This window comes from Streptomyces sp. NPDC051315, assembly GCF_044455165.1.
In the GTDB taxonomy this organism is placed as follows: domain Bacteria; phylum Actinomycetota; class Actinomycetes; order Streptomycetales; family Streptomycetaceae; genus Streptomyces.
Genome location: NZ_JBITEN010000002.1, coordinates 529,931 through 552,485 on the forward strand (window position 1 = coordinate 529,931; position 22,555 = coordinate 552,485).

Here is a 22,555-nt window from a genome sequence, read left to right on the forward strand (position 1 = left end):
TGGGTCAGGGGGTGGTGGCGGGGCGCAGTCGGGCCACGAGGTGCAGCCGGTCGCCGTCGGTCGTCGCTCCGGGCGGCTCGCCCTCCCGCCAGGCGGGTTCGGTGCGCGGGCCGGGGCCGTCGTGGAGGTCGAGGACCTCGAAGCCGTGCGCGGCGAGGAAGTGCCGCAGTTCCTGCGGGAACAACAGCCGCCACGCGGAGTGCTGTTCGACGGGCGGTGCGCCGTCGTCGGACGTCCACACGCGGATCCGGCGCAGGAGTTGGGCGGTGCGGTCGACGGACAGGGTGGTGGCGGAGCGGTAGTGGACGCCCTGCCGGTCGAAGGTGTCGACGGTCGGGGTGTCGAGCAGGTCCGTACGGCCCAGGAAGTAGGCGCCGTTGCGCATCTCGGCGACGAGCAGCCCACCCGGTGCGAGGGCGCGGCGGCAGGAGGCGAGGAAGCCGTCGAGCTGGGCGTTGGTGTGGCAGTACAGCAGGGAGCTGTCCAGGCAGAGCACGGCGTCGAACGCGGCCCGGCCCAGGTCGAAACCGTGCAGGTCGGCCCAGACGTACCGCGGTCCGGGGTGGTGGGCGCGGGCGTGCGCGAGCATCGCCTCGGACAGGTCGGCGCCGGTGACCGTACGGCCCACGGTGTGCAGGTGGGCGGCGTCGCGGCCGGTGCCGCAGCCCAGGTCCAGGACGCGCGGTCCGGCGCCGTGGCGGCGCAGGCAGTCCTCGGCCCAGCGCCCGGCGAGACGCCCGGGGTCGGGGAAGCGGGCCTCGTACAGGGCGGGGTTGTCGGTGAGCAGGTTCCCGGTGGGCGGGCCGTCGGTCGTCACGCGGCGCTCCTGTCCTCGGCCGGCGCGGCGGCGGCCTGGACCGGGCTGCCGGGCAGGGCCCCGCGCCGGTGCAGCCACAGCACCCCGCCGGCCGACGCCGGCCCGAGCAGCGCACAGCACACCCACGGCAGCCATCCGGCGTCGCCGCGCTCGCCGGTGTCCATGGCCCACCCCACGAGCGCGTTGCCGACGGCGGCGGCGACGCCCGAGACGACGTAGAAGATGCCGAAGCAGGTGCCGGTCAGCCCGGGGCGGCCGAAGCCGGGGATCAGCTCCATGACGAAGGGCGAGGCGACCATGACACCGAGGTGCAGCAGCAGGGCGCCCAGCAGGACGGGGACGAGGTCGAGCCGGCCCTCGGACGCCGAGCCCGCCACCGTCGCCGGGGGCAGGAACGCCAGGCCCATGAGAGCCAGGCCCGCCGCGATCCACCGGGGGCGGCTGCCGCGCGCCTTGAGGGACCGGGTGATGCGCAACTGGAAGGCCAGGTTGGCGAGGGTGCCCACGAGGAAGACGAGTCCGGCCGCGCCGTCCCAGCCGGTCGCCCGCCGGGCGCCGTCGGGCAGCAGCAGGTAGAGCTGGTTCTCCAGGGTGAACATGCCGACCATGGCGAGGGCGAAGCCGAGGAAGGCCCGGTTGCCGAGCACCTCCCGCCAGTCGGCGAGCACGCTCGTCGCGGCCGGCTCCACCGCGCGCACGGGCAGGACCAGGGCCTGCGCCACCGTGAGCACCGCGAAGATCCCGGCGGCGGTGAGCGCGGAGGTACGGAAGTCGACCAGCAGCAGCGCGCTGCCGAGCAGCGGGCCGATCAGCGCGCCGGTGGTGGCGAACACGTTGAACAGGGCGAACGCCTCCGCCTTGCGCTCCCCCGCCTCCCGCGCGAGGTAGGCCCGCACGGCCGGGTTGAACAGCGCCCCCGCCAGCCCGCTGAGCACGGACGCGGCGAGCAGCACCGGCAGCCCGTCGCCGAGCGCGAACAGCGCGAACCCGGCCGTGCGCAGGGCGCACCCGGCGATGATGACGCCCCGCGCCCCGAGCCGGTCGGCGGCGGACCCGCCGATGATGAACAGGCCCTGCTGGCTGAGGTTGCGCACGCCGAGGACGATGCCGACGACGACCGCGGAGAGGCCCAGGTTCTCGCCGAGGTGGGTGGCGAGGTGGGGGACGAGGAGGTAGAAGCCGGTGTTGACGCCGAGCTGGTTGACCAGCAGGAGCTGGACGGCGAGCGGGAAGCTGCGCGTCTCACGCCACGTCTTCACGCACCCCCACCTCCTCGACTCCCAGGCCCGGGCGGCCGCTCGCGCGGACGAGACCGTCGGTGCCGCCGATGCCGGTCCACGGGTCACGGGCGAGCAGCAGGTGGCCGTCGAGGTCGGTCCAGCGGGCGCGGCCGGCGAGGTGGACGGCGGGGGCGAGTCCGAGGGTGCTGGCGGTGAGGCAGCCCAGCATCAACTCGGTGCCGCTGCCCTCGATCGTCTCGGCGATGCGCAGGGCGGCGTGGACCCCGCCGCACTTGGCGAGCTTGACGTTGACGCCCTGGACGCGTCCGGCCAGCCGGCGGGCGTCCTCGAGGCCGACGGCGTCCTCGTCGGCGATGACGGGCAGCGGCGCGCGCTCGGCGAGGGCTCCCAGCGCCTCCGGGTCGCCGGGGGCCAGGGGCTGCTCGACGGCCTCGACGCCGAGGTCGGCGAACCGCGGCAGCAGGGCCTCGGCCTGCCGCGCGGTCCACGCCCCGTTGGGGTCGAGGAGCAGCCGGACACCGGGCGCCGCGTCCCGGACGACCCGTACGCGCTCCACGTCGTCCTCGGGGTCGGGGCCGCCCGCCTTGACCTTGAGGACCTGGAAGCCGCGCGCGGCGAGGCGGCGGGCCTCGGCCGCCGCGTGTGCGGGCGGGGTGATGCCGATGGTGCGGGCGGTGGCGGCCACGGGTGGCGCGGCCGCGCCGAGGAGCCGGTGGACGGGGAGACCCGCGCGCTTGCCGACCAGGTCGAGGAGGGCGGCCTCGACGGCCGCGGTCACGGCCGGCGGGGTGCCGGGGGCGGTCGGCTGCCGCTCCCCCAGCGCCTCCAGGGCGCTCTCCGGGTCGGCGAACCGGCTCAGGTCGACGGCGGTCAGGAACCGTACGAGCGTGCCGGCGTCGAGGCCGTAGTACGTGCTGGTGACGGCTTCGCCGTGGCCGTGCAGTCCGTCGTGCGTGACGGTCAGCCAGACGGCGTCGCGGGCGGTCATGGTGGAGCGGGAGATGCGCAGCGGTTCGGCGAGGTCGAGTCGTACGGTGCGCAGTCGGGCCTTCACCGGTGGCCTTTCCTGGACGGGGGGCTCAGGTGGTTCCTGAGGGGAGACGGGCTCTCGAGCGGGTCGGCGACCCGGGTGCAGCGCGCCCAGCCGGTCGCCTCCGCCGCGCTCGGGTGCGGGATCTCGACGGGCCGGGTGGCCGCGGCGGCGGGGTCGAGGCCGTGGGCGGTGGTGAAGTCGTCGTCGTAGACGGTGCCGAGGTAGCGGTGCGGGCCGTCGGGGAAGACGGTGGCGACGACGGCCCCCGGGTGGACGCGGGCCGCCCAGGCGGCGACTCGGGCGGCCGCCCCGGTGCTCCAGCCGCCGGTGACGAAGCTGGAGCGGGCCAGTCTGCGGCAGCTGTCCACGGCCTCGGCCGGGCCGATCCAGTGGACCTCGTCGAAGGCGTCGTAGGCGACGTTGCGCGGATGGATGCTGGAGCCGAGGCCGCGCATCAGGCGGGGGCGGGCGGGCTGGCCGAAGATCGTGGAGCCGGTGGCGTCGACGCCGATGAGGCGCAGGGCGGGCCAGCGCCTGCGCAGGGGAGCGATGACGCCCGCGCTGTGACCGCCGGTGCCCACACTGCACACCAGGACGTCCAGGTGGTCGAGCTGGGCGGTGAGTTCGGCGGCGAGGGAGGCGTAGCCGGCGGTGTTGTCCGGGTTGTTGTACTGGTCGGGCCAGTAGGCGCCGGGCAGTTCGGCGAGGAGGTCCCGCAGCCGGGAGAGGCGGGCGGCCTGCCAGCCGCCCTCGGCCGCCGGGCGGTCGACGATCTCCAGACGGACCCCGTGGGCACGCAGCAACTGCCGCATGGACGGCTCCAGTTCGCGGTCACCGACCAGCACGACGGGATGCCCCAGCGCCTGGCCCGCGAAGGCGAGGCCGACGCCGAGCGTGCCGGAGGTGGACTCCACCACCGGGTCGCCGGGCCGCAGTTCGCCGCGCTCGCGCGCGCCCACCAGCATCGACACGGCGGCCCGCGCCTTCATGCCCCCGGCCGCGAGCCCTTCGAGCTTGGCCCAGAAACCGGGGTGGGCGGCGGGCAGACCGGCGGTGATCCGCACGACGGGTGTCCGGCCGAGCAGCGCGAGCAACTCCGGGCGGGCGAGGGGGCGCACGGCGGTGACGGTCATCGTCCGCCTCCGGGACACCGGTACCGGTGGACGACCCCGGGCCCGCCGTCGAGCCAGAAGAAGGGGTAGGGCTCCGCACAGACCGCGCTCACTCCGTGCCCGAGGAAGCGGGGCAGGACGGCACTGCCGGTCTGGGCGAACACCACCAGCTGCTTGCCCTGCGCGAGGGCGTGCCGGCGCAGGGGTTCGAAGGTGCCGTTGCCCAGGGTCATGCCCGAGACGAGGAGTGCGTCGCAGCGGTCGGCGGCGGCGAGCGCGTCGGCGACGACCGGTTCGCCCCACTCGGTCGCCCCGCCCTTGAGGTCGCACGGGACGTAGCCGATCCGGCGTGAACGCAGCTCCCCCAGGAGGGAGTTGACGACGCCGACCACGAGCACCGTGGCCCCGGCCGGCAGGTCGAGCAGCTCGACGACGGCCCGCGCACGGGCGCGGGACTTCTCCAGCGACGACCCGGCGGGCAGCGCGACCTCCTGGGCGCCGACGCTCGGGCCGTGCGGCGTGACGTGCATGAGGTAGGCGTCGAGGGCGGCCACCCGCACCGGTGGCAGGGGATGCTCCAGGAGCCGGGCCACGTCGGCGCCGACGCAGTCGTCGAGCGCGCTGTCGGGCAGCTCGCCCGGCTCGACGGCGCAGGAGCCGACGGCCTCGGCGAGGCGCAGGCTGAGGACCTCGTTGCGGTAGCCGGTGCCGCGCCCCTCGTGGCGCACGGCCTGGCGGGTGGTGAAGGCGACGGTGATCCGCTGCGTGGCCGGGTCGGGGCCGAGGGCGCCCGCGCGGACGCGGTCCACGAGAGCGTCGTACGACGGGTGGGCGGGGGTGAGGACGGTCATCGGATCACCAGCTCCGCCCGTATCGAGGACAGCAGGGCCTCGACGCGGTCGCGGGCGCCGAGCCCGTCGGGGTCGCCGGCCATGACGTGACCCAGGTACTCGTTGTTGCTGCCCGCCGCCCGCACGGCCCGGCCCGGCTCGGCGAACAGGACCTCCAGCACGCCTTCTTGCTCCGCGACCGGAGCGGCGTCGAGCGCGCCGAGGGTGCCCGGGCGGTCCGGCACGAGGAAGCCGATGGCGGCGCTGCGCAGCCCGGTGTCCGTGCGCCGCAGACCGGGAGCGCGGCCCAGGGCGACGTCGACGAAGGCGGCGGCGAGGTCGACGCCGGTGACATGGCGGACGAGTTCGGTGATGCGGTTCCCGGCGGGCCGGGGGTTGACCTCGACGACGCGCGGTCCGGCGGAGGTCAGTTTGATCTCCGTGTGCGCCACGACCCCGTCGGTCAGGGCGAGCGCCTCGAGCGCGGCCCGGGCGGTGCGTTCGGCGGCCTCGGTGTCGGCGGGCGTCAGGGCGGCGGGGAACATGTGGCCGGTCTCGACGAAGGCGGGTGCTCCGCCGACGCTCTTGTCGGTCACGCCGACCACATGGACCGTGCCCGCGTGCGACACGGTCTCGACGCTCACCTCGGGGCCGTCCAGCAGTTCCTCGAGCAGGACGGCGGGGTCGCGCAGCTGTCCACGGGCGTTGACCGGGAAGTCCGCCAGCGACTTGACCGCCTCGGCGAGCTGGGCCTCGTCGTCCACCCGGCGGACGTACATGCCGGCGCACAGGTCGACGGGCTTGACTACCAGCGGATAGCCGATCTCCCGTGCGGCCCGCGCGAGGTCCGCCCACTCCTCGTGCAGGGCGAAGCGCGGGCCGGGCAGGCCGGCGTCGGCGAGGACGCGGCGGGTGGCGTCCTTGCGGCAGGCGTTCCCGACCGCCTCGGGGCCCGGCCCCGGCAGGCCGAGGCGACCGGCGATGCGTGCCACCGTCGGCAGGTAGTAGTCGCAGGAGGTGAGCACACCGTCGAAGCCGAGCACCGCGTGCAGCCGCTCGACCTCGGGGAGCAGGGCCTCGACGTCGTTGGTGTCCGCCGTGATCACATGGCGGGCGCCGAGCAGCGGATGCGCGACTCCCTCGGGGGCCGAGCGCAGGTAGTGGTGGAGGTCGCGGGTGAGGAACGTGAACTCGTGTCCGCCCTCCCGGATCGCCCGTGGCAGCAGCCTGCTCATCGACCCGACCCAGCTCTCGACCATCAGCAGATGAGCCACAACTCCCCTTTTCGTGACATGGGTTCAGGCGGCGGGCAGCACGACGCTCCCTCGGACGGGAGGGGGCCGGGCCGCGCGCACCAACAAGCTATCGATAATCATTTTCATTTACTAGCCCCTTGTCGCCCCCCCTTCCCGCACCGGCGTCACCCACCCGCACGGAAGGCGGCCACTCACATCCCCGCCGCACTGTTCGACTGTCAGCCCCCGCCCGTAGACTGACAAATCAGCGATGCGCGGGCGCAGTTGACGGGGGGCCAGCCATGTCCGGCGATGGGTACGGCATGCACGACCGGGACTTCCTCATTCCACCGATGCCGCCGGCTCCGCCGCCCGCTCCGCCGCCCGCTCCGGCGGACGGTGCGCGGGCCGTGGCGGTGGCGGTCCTCAACCTCGGCGGACTCGGCCTGGGATACGCGTTCGTGCGTCGCCGGGGCCTCATGCTGCTGTGCTGGATCGCCACGGCCGCGCTGCTGCTCGTGGCGCTGCCGGCCGACCCGGACGGCGTGCCGGTGTTCGCCCTCGTCGTCTACGTCGTGTTCCTCGCCGCGGTGGCGGCGCACGGCGCGCGGGTGGGCCTGCGCGCCCGTCCGGTGTGGCCCGGCCGCGCGCCGCTCGCGCTGGTGGTGGGCCTCGCGCTGCTCGCCGTACCGGCCGGGGGCGTCGTGCTCTACGACGACGCGCGCGACGAGGCGGTGCAGCAGATGCTGCTCGACCGGCTGGAGCGGGCCGACCGTCTGGTGGCGAGATCCGGCGAGCAGGCGTTCGGCGTCGGCAAGGACGGCTACAGCGAGGCGCTGGACCTCTACGAGAACCTGAGCGCCGACCACCCCGGCTCCCGCGCGGCCGAGCGGGTGCCCGCCCGGATGAAGACCTTCTACTCGACCGTCGGCGCCACCTACGCGCAGGGCGACCACTGCGGGGCCGTACAGCCGCTGACCTATCTGCGCACGGTCCCGAAGAACATGCCCAGCACGGACCTCGGGGAGCTGGCGGACTGGCCCGACGAGCGCCTGGCCACCTCCCTGTACGAGTGCGGGGCGAAGGGCCTCACGGCCGGCGGCTCCGCCTGGACGTCGAACTTCGACGACCTGCTGACCACCTTCCCCAAGTCCGAGCAGGCCGCGAAGGTCGAGCCGGCGGTGGGCGCCGCCGTCACCCGGGCGGCGAAGGACATCCAGGGCGACGACCCCTGCACGGCGGTCGACCGGCTGCGCAGTCTCGGCTCCCAGATCGACGACCTGCCGGGCGAGGAGGCGGGCATCGAGGACGGTCTCACCAAGAACGTCCGGCAGGCCAACGCCAACGCCGACTCGGGCACCTACCTGTGCGGCGTGGACCAGTACCAGGACGGCGAGTTCGAGGCCGCGCGGACGACCATGAACGAGTTCGTCAAGGCGAACAAGAACAACAAGAACCGGGCCCGGGCCCAGAAGATCGCGATCGCGGCGGAGATCGCGCAGACGGTGCCGGCCGCCGGCAAGCGCCTGCCCACGACCCGGACCGGCGGCAGCATCTCCGTCACGGTGCAGAACGACAGCCCCGACGACATCACCGTGCTCTACACGGGCCCGGTCACCGGCAGCTTCACCCTCAAGGCCTGCGGCAGCTGCACGACGTACTCCCTGAGCGACACGCTCTCGCCGAGCTTCGAACCCTGCAGCAGCGGCAGGAACTACCCGGAGCGCACCATCAGCCTGCCGCCCGGCACCACGTACTTCCTGCACAAGCCGAACGGCGCCAGCTCGTCCTCGCCCGCCTCGGACACGGCCAAGCTCCAGTCCGGCTACATCTACACGGAGTGCGCCTACGCGACCCAGACGCTGGGGACGGGCCTGTGACGGCCGTCCGGGGTCGGGTGCGGCCCCCGATGTGACGGCCTTCCCCGGGCGGGTACGGCCCCCGTCCGCGCGGGAGCCGTACCCGCCCGGGGCCGTCAGCAGGTCCGGCCGACGTAGTAGGCGCCCTGGATCTTCTCGGCCGAGCCCAGCCAGGACCTGCCCGGGCCGACGCACCGCTCGTAGTCGGGCCCCCAGGCGACCTCGACCTTGATGACCACGCGCGAGCCGTCGGAGGTGCAGTGGTTGTAGAAGGCGTCGGCGCTGGTCTCGTAGTAACCGCACGGGTCGGCGGCCGCGGGACCGGCGGCGACGGTCGCCGCGCCCAGCGACGTGAGGACGAGGGCGGCGGAACCGAGGGCGCTGGTCAGGATAGGGCGAACACGCAAAGCAGGACTCCTTGCCGGTGGACGTTTCCGGACCGGGACGACTCCCCCGTCCGGTGACGTGGGGGCTCCACTGTCCGGTGACGTGGGAACTCCCGCCACAGAATGGCCGCGCCGCGCACCCGCGTTTGATCGAACACCGGCCCGTTCACCCAGTGGATCGTTTTGCCACTGCGCCGAACGGGTCGTCCCGCCCGGTTCCCGCGCGGCCGCGCCGCGGGTGTGTCCGCGGCTCGGGCCGGTGGGGGCCCGTGTCAGTCCACGGGGTGCCCCGGGCTGATGTCGAGGGCGTCACCGAGGCGCAGCAGGGGGCCGTCGGCCCGCTCGTCCCACTGCACGGGTTCGAGGACGAAGCCGACGTGGTCGCCGCCGTCGACGCGCCGCTCGACGGTGCCGACGAACCACGCGGCCGCGTCCTCCAGGACCACCGCGCCGCCGTGCCCCCGCCTCCAGCGGACCCGCGTGAACTTGTCGACCCGGTCGCCCGTCCGCCCGCCGAAGAGGGCGGCCAGCTCGTGCTGGTCACGGGTCAGCAGATGGACGGCGAGGCAGTCCGCGTCGCGGGCCACCCGGTAGGTGTGGTTCACCTTGGACAGCCACACGACGAACCGCACCGGGCGCATGGAGCACTGCGAGGAGAACCCGACCAGGCATCCCGACCGGTCCTCGCCCACCGCGGCCGTGACCACGCACATGTCGGGGTCCAGCCGATTCATGAACACGTCGACGTCCGTCACGTGACCCTCACTCCCGTCCACCGCGCCCCACCGGCCGGCACCTCGTCACCGGACGGGTGCCCGTCTTTTCCCCGGGCTCACAGCGGTGCCCGCCGTACGCCCCGCCGACACCCCGCGGCCGGGACGCGCTCCCCCGAGCGGCGGCCGGCCCGAGGTATGGCACAGGTCACAGCTACCTTCTTCCGGGGTGCCGTGACGGACGGTCAGGGGATCATGGTCCGTGAAAGGGGGGCCTTCACTCGGGTGTACCCCCGTGCCGTTCGCGGCCGACCGACACGACTGACGAAGGGCCGTTCCCCATGATCACGACACCCGGACTGTTCCGGGCGGTGGGCGCCCCCGTCCTGGTCGCCGCCCTCCTGGCGTCCGCCACCCCGTCGGCCTCCGCGGCCGACGCCCAGCCGGTCTACGGCGAGCTGGCGGACAACGGCACCTTCGCCGCCGGCACCACCGGCTGGTGGTCGACGGGCACCACCATGACGGCCGCCGACGGAGCGCTGGCGGCCACCGTCGACGCCGGGACCGCGAACCCGTGGGACGCCATGGTCGGACAGGGTGGTCTGCGGCTGCGTCCCGGCGTCAGGTACACGCTGTCCTTCGACGCCAGGGCCTCCACCGCGGCGACGATGCGCGCGACCGCCCAGCTCGATGCCGCGCCCCACACGGCCACACTGGACCGGACCGTCGGCCTGACGCCCTCCTCGCAGCACTTCTCCTGGACGTTCACCTCCGGGATCGACACCACGGCCGGGGCGCTCACCTTCCAGCTCGGCGGGCAGCCGGCCGCGACGGACATCGTCCTCGACAACGTGTCCCTGACCACCTCCACCGCCCGCGAGGGTTTCTACACCGATCCCGGCAACAACGCGGCGGTCTGGGCCGGGACCCACTCCGACGACACCCGCGCCGCGCGGATCAAGGCCTCCATCGGGGACCACAACACCGTGAAGTGGTTCGGGGACTGGGACGCCGACGGGGACCCCACGACCGGGATCGGGGCCGAGGTGTCGGACTACGTCGGCGCCGCCGCGGCCGAGGGCCGGCTGCCGGTCCTGGTCGCCTACAACATCCCCGGCCGGGACTGCGGCGGCGCCTCCTCCGGCGGTGCCGGCTCCCCGGACCTGTACAAGGCGTGGATCGACGCGTTCGCCCAGGGCGTCGCGGGCCGCCCGGCGATCGTCGTACTCGAACCGGACGCGGTGGCCCAGGCCTCGGACGAGGCCTGCATGAACGGCGGCGCCGAGCAGCGCTTCGACATGCTCCGGCACGCCACCCGGCAGTTGCAGCAGCAGGGCGCGTTCGTGCGGACGTACCTGGACGCCGGCAACGCCACCTGGACGCTGGGGCCGGACCTCAGCGGCACGCAGGGCATCGGCCTGGAGAAGATGGCGTACCTGCTCGACCGTTCCGGTGTCTCCATGGCCCGCGGGGTCTCGGTCAACGTGTCCAACTTCGACGACACCGCCGTCTCCGACGACTACGCCCGGCGGCTCGCCGCCCGGCTCGAGGCCGACTTCGGCCTGACCAGCCGTTGGGTGGTCGACACCTCCCGCAACGGCAACGGCGGTCATGTCGTCCCGGGGTCGCCCGACAGCGGCCATGTGGGGTTCTGCAACCCGGCCGGACGCAGACTCGGTGTGACCTCCCGGGCCGGCAGCCCCGGCGGGGCGGAGTACCAGCTGTGGATCAAGAACCCCGGTGACTCGGACGGCGACTCGGCGCAGTGCCCGGCGAACTCCCCGGCGGCCGGCTCGTTCTCCCCGGAGCTGGCCGAGGCACTGATCGACGGCAGCTGACCGGCGGCAGCCGGCCGGCCACCGTGTTCCGCGAGAGCGTCCGCGGCGCCGGAGCGGACCTCGTCCGCCCCGGCGCGCGGGAGGGCCGCACACCGCTGATCGCGCGGAGCGCGGACCGGGGATGTCAGGGATAGATGCGCGGCAGCAGGGCGAAGTCGTCCGAGTTCGGCACGGTGGTCGAGGTGCGGGAGCTGTACATGCAGCTCGACGTGGAGGTGCCGTGACCCAGCCCGAGCACGTGGCCCGCCTCGTGGCAGGCGGTGTTGCGGTGCTCGGCCGCGCTTCCGCCGTAGTAGTCGTTCAGCTGCATGGAGACGCTGCCGTCGACGAAGTAACGGTCGGAGTTGTACTGGTAGTTGGTGACCCCCGTCCAGCCGGTGTTGCCGTAGTTGCTGTTGTGGACGTGGGCACAGTGCCGCCCGCCGCCCGGGCAGCCGTCCGTGTACCAGCGGTAGTAGGAGTCGATGCCCACCGACTCGTGCCACTTCGGGACCACGGCGGTCATCGGCCAGGCCGAGGACGTGTGGTCGAGGAAGTACACCTGCGGGTCGGCGTAGCCGTTGTGCGCCCAGCGGACGGGCGAGCACTCCAGGCTGCGGGCCGTGCCGTACGAGCAGGGCAGGGCGAGTGCCGTCACGTCACCGGACGTGGGGGCCTGCACCCCCCGCACGCCCTTGGCCTTGAGCTTCTTGGCCAGTGCGTCGGCGGTGACCCCGGGCGCCGGACGGTAGACGCTGACGGACGTGGTGCCGTCGGCGTTCTGCCGGACGGCGTGGACGTCGCCGGCCCTCTCGGCCTGCCCCGCCGCGGGTGCGGCCCCGGGGGCCGGCGCGGCGGTGGCCTGGGCGGGTATGCCCAGGCTGACGGCGAGCACGGTGAGCACGGTCAGTGCCCAGCCGCTGGTCCTGTGTCTCAACCGACGGTTCATTCGGACATGTCTCCCTGGCTCGGTGGTGGTCGTGGGGCGCACTGAGCAGGGAGGGGAGAAATGAGGCATGCCGACAGAGCGGCGACGCCGCCGGTGATGATCTGTCCGGGGCCCCCGATTCCCCCGCCCCCCCGACCCGGCACGGTCAGCTGCCGGGCGTGTGCACGACAAGCTAGGCCTGTGTTGACGCCATGACAATAGAACGGGGCGGACGTCGCGGTGCGGTGCAACCGCTTCGGCCATCCGGCGCGTGTCGACGTACGTCACCGTCGCCCCGGAAGGGACCACCTTGCACACGCGAGGACCGCACGCTCCGCACGGGCCTGCCGCCCGGGTGGCTGCTCGCCCACGAGACCGGCGGTGGGCGTTCGGGCTCGCCGGGTGCGCGGCCGGCGTCACCGGTCTGCTGGCCTGTCACTCCGCCGTGCCCAACCGGCTCGGGCGTCTCGGCAGCGCCCTGGAGACGTTCCTGCCCTGGCTGGGCGTGGTCGTGCCGCTCCTCATCTGCCTGGCGCTGCTCAGGAGATCGACGGCGGGGCTGCTCGCCTGTCTGGCGCCGACGCTCGCCTGGCTCGTTCTGTTCGGCGGACTGTGGTCACCGTTCTCCTCGGAGCCGTACGACCTGACGGTCGTCCAGCACAACGTGGCCGACGACAACCCCGACCCCGCCGGGACCGCGCGGGCCCTCCGCGCCGCGCGCGCCGGCCTCGTGGCCGTCCAGGAGCTGACGCCCGCGGCGCGGCCCGCCTACGAGGACGTCCTGGCCGCCTCGCACCCCCACCGGGCGGTCCACGGCACGGTCGGGCTCTGGTCCGCGTACCCCCTCTCGGACGTGCGGGCCGTGGACATCCGGCCCGCGGGCTTCCCGGACGGCTGGCGGCGCGGCCTGCGGGCCACGGTCGGCGCGCCCGAGGGAGAGGTGGCGGTGTACGTGGTCCACCTTCCGTCGGTCCGCCTCGGCGCGAGCGGCTTCGCGTCGTCGGCCCGCGACGAGAGCGCCGCGCTGCTCGGGGCACGGATCGCGGCGGACCCGGCCGCCCGGCTCCTGGTGGTGGGCGACCTCAACGGCACCGTGCAGGATCGCGGGCTCGCACCGCTCACCTCCCGGCTCTCCGCCCCGGCCGCGGGGTTCGCGTTCAGCTGGCCGGCTTCACTGCCGGTGGCGCGGATCGACCAGGTCCTCGGCAGAGGCGTCGTGGTGACGGAGGTGTCGGCCCGGGACGCGACCGGCAGCGACCACCTGCCGGTGGTGGGGCGGGTACGGCTGGGCTAGCTGTGCTGTCCGGGTCTCCCCCGTCGGTGCGTCGCCGAAGTCCGGGATCTCCAGCCTGGTTCCGCCCCTGTCGTGCGGACGCGTGGGCGATGATGCCCGGCGTGCGGCCGAACTGCTGTACCACCGCCGCCGGACGGACCGACGCGGCCACCGCGGCGGTCGTGACGTTCGTCGCGAGCGGATTTATCGTGGTTCGGGGATTCCGGTCGAGCCGTCCACCGACCCGAGCGGAGTCCTCGGCTCCTGCCCTGATGCTCCTGCCACCCGCGGGGTGAGACATGAGAGTCGAGATGATCCAACGGGCCGCCGACGTGCTGTTCGACGTCCCGGAGGATGTGCACAAGGAGATCCTGATGCTCATCGAGGCCGTGGCCGAGGACCGGACGACACACGTCCCCGACATCGCCGTGGCGTTCGGTGAATGGTGCTGGCTGGTGTATACCCGCCATGGTGACGTGATCGAGATACGGGACGTCGGCTGTGCCCGGTGACACGCGTTTCTGCGTCCTGCGTTTTCTGCGTCCTGCGTTTTCTGCGTTCTCTGCGTTCTCTGCGATCGAAAGCGGTTGAGCATGGCGGTAGTGGTGCGAAGGCCCGGAAGTCCTCCGTCGGCGGTCGGCGAGGCCCCTCGGCGGGCTGCGGGCTGCGTGTGATGTCGGCGGCACCGGTCACCACCGACAGCGCTGCGGAACCTCTCGTTTCGCCGGTCAGTTCGCACAACGAGTGGGACCCGCTGGAGGAGATCATCGTCGGTCGTCTGGACGACGCGACGATCCCCTCCAAGCATCCGGTCGTGGCCTGCAACATGCCGCCCTGGGCGGCGCGGTTGCAGGGCCTCGCCGCCGGTTTCAGGTATCCACGGGTGCTGGTCGAGCGGGCGCGGGACGAACTGGACCGCTTCGTCGCCCTCCTGGAGTCCCTCGACATCACCGTCAGGCGCCCGGACGCGGTCGACCACAGGCGTCGCTTCGGCACCCCCGACTGGTCCTCACGCGGTTTCTGCAACACCTGTCCGCGCGACAGCATGCTCGTGATCGGTGACGAGATCATCGAGACCCCGATGGCCTGGCCCTGCCGGTATTTCGAGACCCACTCCTATCGCGAGATCCTCAAGGACTACTTCCGGCGCGGCGCGCGCTGGACGTCGGCTCCGAAACCGCAGCTCACCGACGCGCTGTTCGAGGCGGATTTCCGTATCCCCGCGGCGGGCGAGCCCGTGCGCCACATCCTCACCGAGTTCGAGCCGGTGTTCGACGCGGCGGACTTCGTGCGCGCGGGACGCGACCTGTTCGTCACGCGCAGCAATGTCACCAACCGCATGGGCATCGAATGGCTGCGCCGCCACCTCGGACCGGGCTACCGCATTCACGAGATCGAGAGCCGCTGCCGCACGCCCATGCACATCGACACGACGTTCGTCCCGCTCGGGCCGGGCAAGGCCCTGGTCAATCCCGAGTACGTCGACGTCGACCGCCTGCCCGACGTGCTCGGCTCCTGGGACATCCTGATCGCCCCCGAGCCCGACCCGATCGACGAGCGCCTGCTCGGCATCACCTCGATGTGCGGCAAGTGGCTCAGCATGAACGTGCTGATGATCGACGAGAAACGGGTGATCGCGGAGCGGCACCACACGGGCATGCTGCGGGCGCTCGAGAAGTGGGGGTTCGAGCCGATCCCGTGCGACCTGCTGCACTACGCGCCGTTCGGCGGCTCGTTCCACTGCGCGACACTCGACGTCCGGCGCCGCGGCACGCTCGCGTCGTACGTCGACTGATCCACGTCGCCGGAGCGGGTGAGGCGCGCGCCCTCGGGCCGAGGGCCCTGAACCGGCTGCGGCGCAGGGGACGCGGCGCCGTGCCGAGGACGCCGTGCACGTCAGCGGCGCAGGAGGGTGGCCCGCTCGACACGTGACAGCTTCACGGGGTTGCGCACGGCGTAGAGCCCGGTGATGAGGCCGTCGTCGACGCGCACCGCCACCACGGTGTCGATCTCGCCGTCGAGCCGGAGAAGCAGCGCCGGGTGGCCGTTGACCTGTGCCGCTCGCAGCGAGGCCGCGGCGCCGAACCTGCCCAGCCCGGCGGCCAGCTCGGCCACCGGACCGGCCCCCACGACGGGGTTCAGCACGGCCTGCACGACTCCGCCGCCGTCGCCCAGGAGGACGACGTCCGGCGCCAGGATGTCGAGCAGGCCCTGCAGATCGCCCGTCTCGACGGCCCGTCGGAACGCCTCGAGCGCCGCGCGGGTCTCGGCCGGGGACACGGCCCCGCGCGGTCGCCGCGCCGCCACGTGGGCCCGTGCCCGGTGCGCGACCTGGCGGACCGCGGCCGGGCTCTTGCCGACGGCTTCCGCGATCTCGTCGTACTCCAGACCGAAGACCTCGCGCAGCACGAACACCGCCCGTTCGGTCGGCGTGAGCGTCTCCAACACCAGCAGCATCGCCATCGAGACGCTGTCGGCCAGCTCGATGTCCTCGGCCACGTCGGGCGTGGTGAGCAGCGGCTCGGGCAGCCAGGGGCCGACGTAGGACTCCTTGCGCCGACGGAGTGTGCGCAGCCGGCTCAGGGCCTGGCGGGTGGTGATCCGGACCAGGTAGGCGCGCGTGTCCCGCACGGTGTCGGGATCGACGTCAGCCCACCGCATCCAGGTCTCCTGGAGGACGTCCTCCGCGTCGGCGGCCGAGCCGAGCATCTCGTAGGCGACGGTGAACAGCAGGTTGCGGTGGGCGACGAACCCCTCGGTGGCCCGGTCCGTGCGGCCGCCTCGTGCGCGCGGCCCGGCTGCGCCCCTCGTGTGCTCCCCACGCTCGCCCATGGCCGGCTCTCCCCCTGTTCGCCCTCGACGGTGCCGCACACAGGACGCCGGTCACGACCGCCGTGTGACAGCCACGACCGGTGGCGTACGTCACATGACCCGCCTGTCACAGGGGCCGGGGCGGCGGCATCTCCATGTCGCCACCGACGCCGTGCGAACGATCCGCACGGCGCCCCATCCCATGAGTGAGGACGAAGGCATGGAACCTCGTTTCAACCTGCTCGCCGCCCCGACCGCCGCGAAGATCGCCAAGCGGTTCTCCGACGTCTCGTCGGTCCTGGAACAGTCGACGCTGCCGAAGACCCTGCGGGAGCTGGTGGAGCTGCGGGTCGGCCAGCTCAACGGCTGCGGCTTCTGTGTCGACATCCACACCAAGGAGGCGGCGGCCGCCGGTGAGAGCGCGCTCCGCCTCCACCTGGTCGCCGCCTGGCGCCACAGCACCGTGTTCACCGCGGCCGAGCGGGCCGCGCTGGCACTCGCCGAGGAGGGCACCCGGCTCGGCGACCACGGCGTGTCCGACGAGACCTGGGCCGAGGTGCGCGAGCACTACGACGACGACCAGGTCGGTGCGCTGGTCTGCCTGGTCTCCCTGATCAACGCGGCCACCCGGATGAACGTGATCGTGCGCAACCCGGGCGGTTCGTACGAGCCCGGCATGTTCGCCGCGCTCGACTGACCGGCGGACGACTCCCCGCCCGGCCCGCATCGGACGATCCGGGCCGGGCGCCGTCCCGCGTCAACGCCCCCTGCTGCGCGCCTTCAACGGCACCGACGGCAGCTCCGGCGCAGGAAGCGGCGCCCCGTCGTACCCCTCCACCTCACCGAACCGGGGACCACCCAGCCCCGCCATCCAGTCCTCGCGCGCCCGCACGATGTCCTCGTGGCTGCGTCCGATGAAGTTCCACCACATGACGATCTCCTCCTCGAACGGCGTACCGCCGAGCAGGACGGCCCGGGCCGGGGCGCCGGACTCGTTGGCCAGGGTCAGACGGGCGGCGCCGGCCGGCAGGTAGCCCAGTTCCGCGGAGCGCAGGGACGTCTCGGCGAAGCGGATCTCCCCCGTGTCGACCAGCAGGCCGTGTTCGAACGCGGGGTCGGCGGCCAGGGAGGTCTCGGCGCCGGGTTCCAGGAGGATCTCCGCGCCCAGGAGCGGTGTGAACGTCCGTACCGGGGAGGTGGATCCGGCGAGGGTGCCCAGGAAGACCCTGATCTCGGTGCCGTCGAGGCGGACCGGCCGCGGTGCGTGGTGCTGGAAGTCCCGTGCGGTGGCGCGGTGTTCGTCGGGCAGCGCCAGCCAGAGCTGGACGCCGTGCAGGACCCTGGTGCCCGGGGTGGAGACCTCGGAGTGGCTGATGCCGTGACCGCCGGTCATCAGGTTGAGCTCGCCGGGCCGGACCAAGGCGTGGCTGCCGAGACTGTCGCGGTGCTCGATCTCGCCGCTGAAGAGCCAGCTCACCGTCTGCAGGCCGGTGTGCGGGTGGGGCGCGACGTCCATGCCGCCGGACTCGGCGACGTCGTCGGGGCCGTAGTGGTCGGCGAAGCACCAGGCGCCGATCAAGGAACGGGTACGCTGCGGCAGCGTCCGCCGTACGGCCATAGCCCGGGGGCCGCCCAGCGGTACCTCCCGCGGGGTGAGTACCTCGACCTTGCTCACAGTGCGCCACCTCTCGTCGGTTCCATCCCGGCCTCTCGCCTCCGCCTCTCCCAGGAATGTTTGATATTCAACTATGACTCGACGGATCTTCATCGACAAGCAGAGCCCCAAGGCCTACCACGCCCTGGTCCAGACGTCCGAGGCGGTGCGCGCGACCGCCGCCGACGCGGGCCTGGAGCGCACCGTCGTGGAACTGGTCAATCTGCGCGTCTCGCAGCTCAACGGCTGTGCCTTCTGCCTCGACGTGCACACCAGGGCCGCGCTGCGCGGAGGAGAGACCACACGGCGGCTCGGGGTGCTCGCGGCCTGGCGGGACACCGACCTGTTCACCCCTGTGGAGCGCGCGGCCCTGGCGCTGGCGGAGGCGACCACCGTGCCCTCCGACGCCGCCGCACAGGAGGCCGCCTACGCCGAGGCCCTGGAGGTCCTCACCGAGGACCAGATCTCGGCCGTGATCTGGGTGGCGGTCACCATCAACGCCTTCAACCGGGTCTCCATCCTCAGCAAGCACCCCGTCCACTGACGGTCCCTCCGTTCCGGGTGGTACCTCAGCGTGGCACCGGGCTGGCGAGCACCGAGCACCGAGCACCGAGCACCGAGCACCGACGCTACGGCTGCCGGAGGCCGGGCCCGTGTCCCTGGGTGCACGGGCTCCGGCCCCACAGCGCACGGCTTGCTCACGGCCTCGGCGGCGCGGGCTGTGGTGATGTCCCCGGGATCCTCGATCCGGAGATTGCCCCGCCGGGCCCCCGGTAAGAATCCCCGGGCCACCCGCCGAGCCGCCCCGGAGGCCGCCCATGCCGCACCCCCACGTCCCGCCCCTCGCCCCGGACGACCCGGAGGCCGTCAACGCCGACGCCTGGCAGGCCTACGCGGCGCACCACCTGCGGCGCGGCACGGTCGTCGCGGCGGCGGAGCGGATCGACTGGGGGTTCCCGGGCGCGGGGCCGGACGACGCGTTCCTCGGGGATCTGAAGGGCCGGCGCGTGCTGGACCTCGGCTGCGGCACGGCCCGGCACGCCGCCCGGCTCGTGCGGGCGCACGGCGCCGAGGTGGACGCGGTCGACTCCGCGCCGGGCCAGATCGAACGGGCACGGGCCCGCTACGGCTCCCTCCCCGGCCTGCGCCTCGTCCACGCCGACGCCGTGGCCCACCTGCGCACCGCCCGGCCGTACGACGTCGTCTACTCCGTCAACGCCGTGCCGTACGTCGACCCGCGCCGTCTGCTGCCCGCGCTGGCGACGGCGCTGACGCCCGGCGGGACGCTGTGCTTCTCAGCGCTGCACACCAACTCGCGCGGGGACGGCCCCTCGTCGGAGGTCGTCGCCCGGCCCGAGACGCTGTTGTTCGCCGGTGGCGGCGAGACGACGGTCCGCATGTGGGTGCTGGCACCCGAGGTGTGGACCGACCTGCTCACCGACCACGGGCTGAACGTCGAGGAGGTGACGGAGGTGACCGCCCCCGATCCGGCCAACCTCGCCTCGTACCGGGTGTTCCGGGTCCGGCGGCCCGTCCGCGTCTCCGCCCGCCCGCGCACGGCCCTGCCTCCCGTCGCCCACGCGGCCCTCGGCGTCGGGGCCATCCTGCACGGCCCGCGCGGGCTGCTCCTGGGCCGCCACCGCCGGGGCACCTGGGAGCTGCCCGGCGGCACGGTGGAGCCCGGGGAGTCGCTCCAGGAGGCGGTCGTACGGGAGTTGCGGGAGGAGACCGGGCTGCGGGCACGCCCCTCGGACGTACGGCTGCTGGGCACCCTCCTCGACCACGCCGACGGCGTCGTCCGGGTGACGGTCGCCGCCGCCGTGACCGACTGGCGTGGCGAGCCGGCCGACCAGCCCGGCGAACGCGTCGGCGACTGGCGCTGGTACGCGCTGGACCACCTGCCGCCGTCCCTCTTCGTGTGCAGCGCCCAGGCCCTCACCGCCTGGCGCCCGGACCTCCCCATCGACCACGCACCGGCCCACTTCACGCCGTACGCGGGCGGTTCCCCGGCCGGTTGAGCAGGTGCCGCGCCGACGTGCGGCGATGACTCCCTGCACGCGTGCGCCGGCGGGCACGGAAAGGCCTGCGTCGTCGCGTCGGCGCAGGACCGCGTCGTGCCGCCGGCCTCATAGAGCCCCCCGCCCCCGACGCCTGCACGGCCGACGCGCCGGCGTCCGGCCGTGCGGCCGTGCGGGTGAGCAGGATCGTGGAGAATCGCGCCACTTCTCACTCGTTCTCGTGGTGTTGGCACCGACCCCCCGGCCGCCGTCCCAGCAGGTCATGAGAAAGTTGCGGCCCGAACTACGCAGGGGGGTCTGTGACACGGCATCAAAAACGGTTCAGGGCAGGCAGAACGTCGCTGACGCTTGTGACGGCACTCGGCACGCTGACGGGCGGGCTCCTGGCGGGGGCGGCGCCGGCCGGTGCCGCGACCTGGACCACGATCGCGGCGGGCGTGACCTACCGTCAGTACGACCTGTCGGCCACGGCCGGCACCACGCACGTGCACGTGCTGAGCGTCGACCTGACGAACACCCACGTCCGTCTCGGCCTGCTGTACCCGGGGAAGGTCGCTGCCCGGGGGACCGTCTCCCAGCTGGCCACGGCGCAGAAGGCCGTCGCCGGCGTCAACGGCGACTTCTTCAACATCTCCGAGGTCCAGCACCCGGGCGTCACCGCGACCGGGGCGAGCGTGGGTCCGGCGATCGCCGCCGGGAAGGTACTCAAGGGCGCCGTCCCGAACGGTCAGCGGTTCGGGCCCGAGCTTCCACGGGGCACCACCACGAAGAACGTCGTGGGCGTCGGCACCGACGGACGGGCCCGGCTGGACAGCCTGAGCGTCACCGGGTCGGTCAGCACCATCGGGCGACGGCTGCCGCTGGGCGGGCTCAACCAGTACGCGCTGGCGGAGAACTCCATCGGCGCGTACACGTCCGACTGGGGCAGCGTCTCCCGGGCCCGGGCCGCCTGCGGCACGGACACCGACCGGGCCGCGGGGTGCAGCACGAGCACCTATGAGGTGACCGTGAAGAAGGGCGTGGTCGTCTCGGCCTCGGCCACCCCGGGCAGCGGCACCGTCGCGGCCGACACGGTCGTGCTCGTCGGACGGGAGGCGGGCGCGCAGCGCCTGCGCAGGTTCGTCAAGGGCCAGCGGGTGGCGGTGCGGTACGGCCTGACGGCCGCGTCGCAGCGCGCGTACCGCTTCGCCCTGGGCGGCTACCCGGTGCTCTCCGGCGGGCAGCCCCTGACGGGGCTGGACGCGCGGACCTCGGCCGTACGCACGGCCGTGGGGCTCGCCAACGGCGGACAGCGCGTGCTGCTGTTCGCGGTGGACGGCGCCGCCGCCTACCGCAAGGGCCTGACGATCGCCGAGGTCGCCAAGGCCCTGAAGAGCCTCGGTGCCACCGAGGGCTTCAGCCTGGACGGCGGCGGTTCGACGACGCTGGTCGCCCGGGCGCCGGGCGCGACCAGGGTCACGGTGCGCAACCACCCCTCCGGGGGTGCGGAGCGTCCCGTGCCGAACGGCATCGGCGTCTTCACGCAGTGATCCCGCACGGCCTCACGGCCGCAGGCTGCCGACGATGTCGGCCGTCGCCGTGAGGCCGCTGTGGATGGTGGGGGCCATGTTCGTGCCGGCCAGGAGGAAGCCGAGCAGCAGGCAGACCAGCGCGTGCGAGATCTTCAGTCCGCCGGTGCGCAGGAAGATCACCGCCAGGATCAGCAGCAACAGCAGCACGGAAATGGAAACGGCCACGTCAACCTCCTCCGCCACGTCCGCTTTCGCGGCATTCGGCCGCAAGTGTGGCGTAGCGGAGGGTTCGTCCGTGCGGCTGACCCGTCCTCCGAACGAGTGGTGTCGACGGGGGACTAGGCCGAGCGGTGTGCGTCGAGGAACGCCTCCAGGCCGGCCAGGTCGTCGGTGTTGAGGTGGTCGACGTCGGCGGCGAGGAGTTCGCCCCACAGCGCGTCCCGGGCGGGGCCCGGCACGTCCGGGGTCGCCCAGAACCGCACCTTCTGCCCGCGCGCGTGGGCCGCGCCGACGATACCGCGCAGCTTCCGCCGCTCGGCGTCGGGGAAGGCGCCGACGCCCTGCCAGGTGAAGTTGAGCGACCAGTTGTCGCTGATCAGCGAGGCGAAGGAGGCCTCGGTACTGCCGAGGTCCGCCAGGCGGCCGTCGTAGAAGGCCCGGCGCACGGTCTGCGCCTGCATGGGCAGGCGGGCGGCACGGTCGCCGGAGATGACGGCGGTGACCGGGCCCCGGCGCACCCGGCCGTGGTCGTACGTGGTGAACAGGTGCCGGTAGCGCCGCAGTTGACGGTCGAGTGCGAGGTACGTGGACGCGCCCTCGGTCTTGATGTCGATGAGGAGCTGCAGCGGCGTGCGCGCACCCCTGTACACCGCGCCGTGGTGGGCCTCGACGCGGGCCGCGAGCGGGGCGAGGTAGAGCGACTCCAGGGTGCGGGCCGGGTCGAGGTCCACGGGGTCGTGGGCGACGAGGAGTTGCCCGCCGACGAGGAAGATGTCGGCCTCGACGCTGCCGAAGCGGTGGTCGAGGGCGTCCAGGAGGGGACGCGGGTGCTCGTAGTCGTTGTGGGCGTGGGCGCGCCACAACGGGCGGACGCGGTGCTTCTGTTCGGCCGCCAGCGCGTTGCCGGCGGGCAGGGCGACCGCGCCGGCGAGGGCGGCGCCGAAGGTGGTGAGGGCTCTGCGACGGGTGGTGAGGGCCATGCCTGCCTCCCTGGGATGCCGTACGGGACCTCAGGGAGTATCACGTCCTTCGGACCTCAACGGACCTGTGCGGAGCAGGAGTTGGCCGGAGCGCCGCCGGTTGTTCACCCCGTTCCGC

Annotated in this window: 22 protein-coding genes; 9 read left to right on the top strand and 13 right to left on the bottom strand. The window is 73.4% G+C overall.

Going from position 1 to position 22,555, the window contains the following annotated elements; all coding sequences use genetic code 11:
* Positions 1 to 4: 4 nt before the first annotated feature.
* Genes ACIBBD_RS05375 through ACIBBD_RS05400 form a run of 6 tightly spaced genes read right to left on the bottom strand, consistent with a single transcriptional unit; the run spans position 5 to position 6,307 of the window.
* Positions 5 to 817: a class I SAM-dependent DNA methyltransferase gene (locus ACIBBD_RS05375; RefSeq protein WP_399417946.1), complete on the bottom strand. Its 813-nt coding sequence runs from the start codon at positions 815 to 817 to the stop codon at positions 5 to 7.
* Positions 814 to 2,076, bottom strand: a complete 1,263-nt coding sequence (locus ACIBBD_RS05380) for an MFS transporter (protein ID WP_399417947.1) — start codon at positions 2,074 to 2,076, stop codon at positions 814 to 816. Before ACIBBD_RS05380 ends, ACIBBD_RS05375 begins: the two co-directional genes overlap by 4 nt.
* Positions 2,060 to 3,112, bottom strand: a complete 1,053-nt coding sequence (locus ACIBBD_RS05385; protein WP_399417948.1) for a dipeptide epimerase — start codon at positions 3,110 to 3,112, stop codon at positions 2,060 to 2,062. Before ACIBBD_RS05385 ends, ACIBBD_RS05380 begins: the two co-directional genes overlap by 17 nt.
* Positions 3,109 to 4,224, bottom strand: a complete 1,116-nt coding sequence (locus ACIBBD_RS05390; RefSeq protein WP_399417949.1) for a PLP-dependent cysteine synthase family protein — start codon at positions 4,222 to 4,224, stop codon at positions 3,109 to 3,111. The genes ACIBBD_RS05385 and ACIBBD_RS05390 overlap by 4 nt, the downstream gene beginning before the upstream one ends.
* Positions 4,221 to 5,054 (bottom strand): hypothetical protein, encoded by an 834-nt coding sequence (locus tag ACIBBD_RS05395; protein ID WP_399417950.1) that lies wholly within the window; start codon positions 5,052 to 5,054, stop codon positions 4,221 to 4,223. Before ACIBBD_RS05395 ends, ACIBBD_RS05390 begins: the two co-directional genes overlap by 4 nt.
* Positions 5,051 to 6,307 (bottom strand): ATP-grasp domain-containing protein, encoded by a 1,257-nt coding sequence (locus ACIBBD_RS05400; protein WP_399417951.1) that lies wholly within the window; start codon positions 6,305 to 6,307, stop codon positions 5,051 to 5,053. The genes ACIBBD_RS05395 and ACIBBD_RS05400 overlap by 4 nt, the downstream gene beginning before the upstream one ends.
* Before the next feature lie 263 nt (positions 6,308 to 6,570).
* On the opposite strand from ACIBBD_RS05400, the gene ACIBBD_RS05405 reads away from it, so the two are divergent.
* Positions 6,571 to 8,148, top strand: a complete 1,578-nt coding sequence (locus ACIBBD_RS05405; RefSeq protein WP_399417952.1) for a hypothetical protein — start codon at positions 6,571 to 6,573, stop codon at positions 8,146 to 8,148.
* A gap of 95 nt (positions 8,149 to 8,243) precedes the next feature.
* Here the strand turns inward: ACIBBD_RS05405 and ACIBBD_RS05410 are convergent, their stop codons facing one another.
* Both ACIBBD_RS05410 and ACIBBD_RS05415 read right to left on the bottom strand, forming a co-directional pair.
* Positions 8,244 to 8,534, bottom strand: a complete 291-nt coding sequence (locus ACIBBD_RS05410; RefSeq protein ID WP_399417953.1) for a DUF6355 family natural product biosynthesis protein — start codon at positions 8,532 to 8,534, stop codon at positions 8,244 to 8,246.
* A gap of 251 nt (positions 8,535 to 8,785) precedes the next feature.
* Positions 8,786 to 9,268, bottom strand: coding sequence for a flavin reductase family protein (locus tag ACIBBD_RS05415; RefSeq protein WP_399417954.1), 483 nt, complete (start codon positions 9,266 to 9,268; stop codon positions 8,786 to 8,788).
* Between the two features lie 299 nt (positions 9,269 to 9,567).
* Between ACIBBD_RS05415 and ACIBBD_RS05420 the strand changes: the two genes are divergently transcribed.
* A complete protein-coding gene (locus ACIBBD_RS05420; protein ID WP_399417955.1) occupies positions 9,568 to 11,064 on the top strand; it encodes a glycoside hydrolase family 6 protein in 1,497 nt (498 codons plus the stop codon).
* Positions 11,065 to 11,188: 124 nt separating this feature from the next.
* Here the strand turns inward: ACIBBD_RS05420 and ACIBBD_RS05425 are convergent, their stop codons facing one another.
* Entirely contained in the window at positions 11,189 to 11,980 is a 792-nt protein-coding gene (locus ACIBBD_RS05425) for a matrixin family metalloprotease (RefSeq protein WP_399417956.1), read from the bottom strand.
* Between the two features lie 346 nt (positions 11,981 to 12,326).
* On the opposite strand from ACIBBD_RS05425, the gene ACIBBD_RS05430 reads away from it, so the two are divergent.
* The 3 genes from ACIBBD_RS05430 (at position 12,327) to ACIBBD_RS05440 (ending at position 15,039) form a co-directional block, all read left to right on the top strand.
* Positions 12,327 to 13,265: an endonuclease/exonuclease/phosphatase family protein gene (locus ACIBBD_RS05430; RefSeq protein ID WP_399417957.1), complete on the top strand. Its 939-nt coding sequence runs from the start codon at positions 12,327 to 12,329 to the stop codon at positions 13,263 to 13,265.
* A 278-nt stretch (positions 13,266 to 13,543) separates the two neighbouring features.
* The gene (locus ACIBBD_RS05435) at positions 13,544 to 13,756 is read left to right on the top strand and encodes a hypothetical protein (protein ID WP_399417958.1); all 213 of its coding nucleotides are present in this window, start codon (positions 13,544 to 13,546) and stop codon (positions 13,754 to 13,756) included.
* Between the two features lie 161 nt (positions 13,757 to 13,917).
* Entirely contained in the window at positions 13,918 to 15,039 is a 1,122-nt protein-coding gene (locus ACIBBD_RS05440) for an amidinotransferase (RefSeq protein WP_399417959.1), read from the top strand.
* A 101-nt stretch (positions 15,040 to 15,140) separates the two neighbouring features.
* On the opposite strand, the gene ACIBBD_RS05445 is transcribed toward ACIBBD_RS05440, so the two are convergent.
* Positions 15,141 to 16,076 (bottom strand): RNA polymerase sigma-70 factor, encoded by a 936-nt coding sequence (locus ACIBBD_RS05445; protein ID WP_399417960.1) that lies wholly within the window; start codon positions 16,074 to 16,076, stop codon positions 15,141 to 15,143.
* Between the two features lie 199 nt (positions 16,077 to 16,275).
* Between ACIBBD_RS05445 and ACIBBD_RS05450 the strand changes: the two genes are divergently transcribed.
* Positions 16,276 to 16,752: a carboxymuconolactone decarboxylase family protein gene (locus ACIBBD_RS05450; protein ID WP_399417961.1), complete on the top strand. Its 477-nt coding sequence runs from the start codon at positions 16,276 to 16,278 to the stop codon at positions 16,750 to 16,752.
* A 60-nt stretch (positions 16,753 to 16,812) separates the two neighbouring features.
* On the opposite strand, the gene ACIBBD_RS05455 is transcribed toward ACIBBD_RS05450, so the two are convergent.
* On the bottom strand, positions 16,813 to 17,673 hold the full coding sequence (locus ACIBBD_RS05455; RefSeq protein WP_399418141.1) for a pirin family protein: 861 nt from the start codon (positions 17,671 to 17,673) through the stop codon (positions 16,813 to 16,815).
* 130 nt (positions 17,674 to 17,803) lie between these two features.
* Between ACIBBD_RS05455 and ACIBBD_RS05460 the strand changes: the two genes are divergently transcribed.
* From ACIBBD_RS05460 to ACIBBD_RS05470, 3 genes are all read left to right on the top strand, one after another.
* A complete protein-coding gene (locus ACIBBD_RS05460) occupies positions 17,804 to 18,253 on the top strand; it encodes a carboxymuconolactone decarboxylase family protein (RefSeq protein ID WP_399417962.1) in 450 nt (149 codons plus the stop codon).
* Between the two features lie 274 nt (positions 18,254 to 18,527).
* Complete coding sequence (locus tag ACIBBD_RS05465) at positions 18,528 to 19,727, top strand: bifunctional class I SAM-dependent methyltransferase/NUDIX hydrolase (protein ID WP_399417963.1); 1,200 nt, start codon at positions 18,528 to 18,530, stop codon at positions 19,725 to 19,727.
* A 299-nt stretch (positions 19,728 to 20,026) separates the two neighbouring features.
* Positions 20,027 to 21,256, top strand: coding sequence for a phosphodiester glycosidase family protein (locus tag ACIBBD_RS05470; protein WP_399417964.1), 1,230 nt, complete (start codon positions 20,027 to 20,029; stop codon positions 21,254 to 21,256).
* A 12-nt stretch (positions 21,257 to 21,268) separates the two neighbouring features.
* Here ACIBBD_RS05470 and ACIBBD_RS05475 read toward each other — a convergent pair whose 3' ends face one another.
* Both ACIBBD_RS05475 and ACIBBD_RS05480 read right to left on the bottom strand, forming a co-directional pair.
* The gene (locus ACIBBD_RS05475) at positions 21,269 to 21,463 is read right to left on the bottom strand and encodes a hypothetical protein (RefSeq protein WP_399417965.1); all 195 of its coding nucleotides are present in this window, start codon (positions 21,461 to 21,463) and stop codon (positions 21,269 to 21,271) included.
* A gap of 113 nt (positions 21,464 to 21,576) precedes the next feature.
* A complete protein-coding gene (locus tag ACIBBD_RS05480; protein WP_399417966.1) occupies positions 21,577 to 22,437 on the bottom strand; it encodes a phosphatidylinositol-specific phospholipase C/glycerophosphodiester phosphodiesterase family protein in 861 nt (286 codons plus the stop codon).
* Positions 22,438 to 22,555: the final 118 nt, after the last annotated feature.

Coding starts and splice junctions, on each gene's coding strand:
- ACIBBD_RS05445 (WP_399417960.1), bottom strand. CDS start 16,076: ATGGGCGAGCGTGGGGAGCACACGAGGGGCGCAGCCGGGCCGCGCGCA.
- ACIBBD_RS05440 (WP_399417959.1), top strand. CDS start 13,918: ATGTCGGCGGCACCGGTCACCACCGACAGCGCTGCGGAACCTCTCGTT.
- ACIBBD_RS05450 (WP_399417961.1), top strand. CDS start 16,276: ATGGAACCTCGTTTCAACCTGCTCGCCGCCCCGACCGCCGCGAAGATC.
- ACIBBD_RS05480 (WP_399417966.1), bottom strand. CDS start 22,437: ATGGCCCTCACCACCCGTCGCAGAGCCCTCACCACCTTCGGCGCCGCC.
- ACIBBD_RS05390 (WP_399417949.1), bottom strand. CDS start 4,224: ATGACCGTCACCGCCGTGCGCCCCCTCGCCCGCCCGGAGTTGCTCGCG.
- ACIBBD_RS05460 (WP_399417962.1), top strand. CDS start 17,804: ATGACTCGACGGATCTTCATCGACAAGCAGAGCCCCAAGGCCTACCAC.
- ACIBBD_RS05435 (WP_399417958.1), top strand. CDS start 13,544: ATGAGAGTCGAGATGATCCAACGGGCCGCCGACGTGCTGTTCGACGTC.
- ACIBBD_RS05465 (WP_399417963.1), top strand. CDS start 18,528: ATGCCGCACCCCCACGTCCCGCCCCTCGCCCCGGACGACCCGGAGGCC.
- ACIBBD_RS05405 (WP_399417952.1), top strand. CDS start 6,571: ATGTCCGGCGATGGGTACGGCATGCACGACCGGGACTTCCTCATTCCA.
- ACIBBD_RS05395 (WP_399417950.1), bottom strand. CDS start 5,054: ATGACCGTCCTCACCCCCGCCCACCCGTCGTACGACGCTCTCGTGGAC.
- ACIBBD_RS05455 (WP_399418141.1), bottom strand. CDS start 17,673: ATGGCCGTACGGCGGACGCTGCCGCAGCGTACCCGTTCCTTGATCGGC.
- ACIBBD_RS05420 (WP_399417955.1), top strand. CDS start 9,568: ATGATCACGACACCCGGACTGTTCCGGGCGGTGGGCGCCCCCGTCCTG.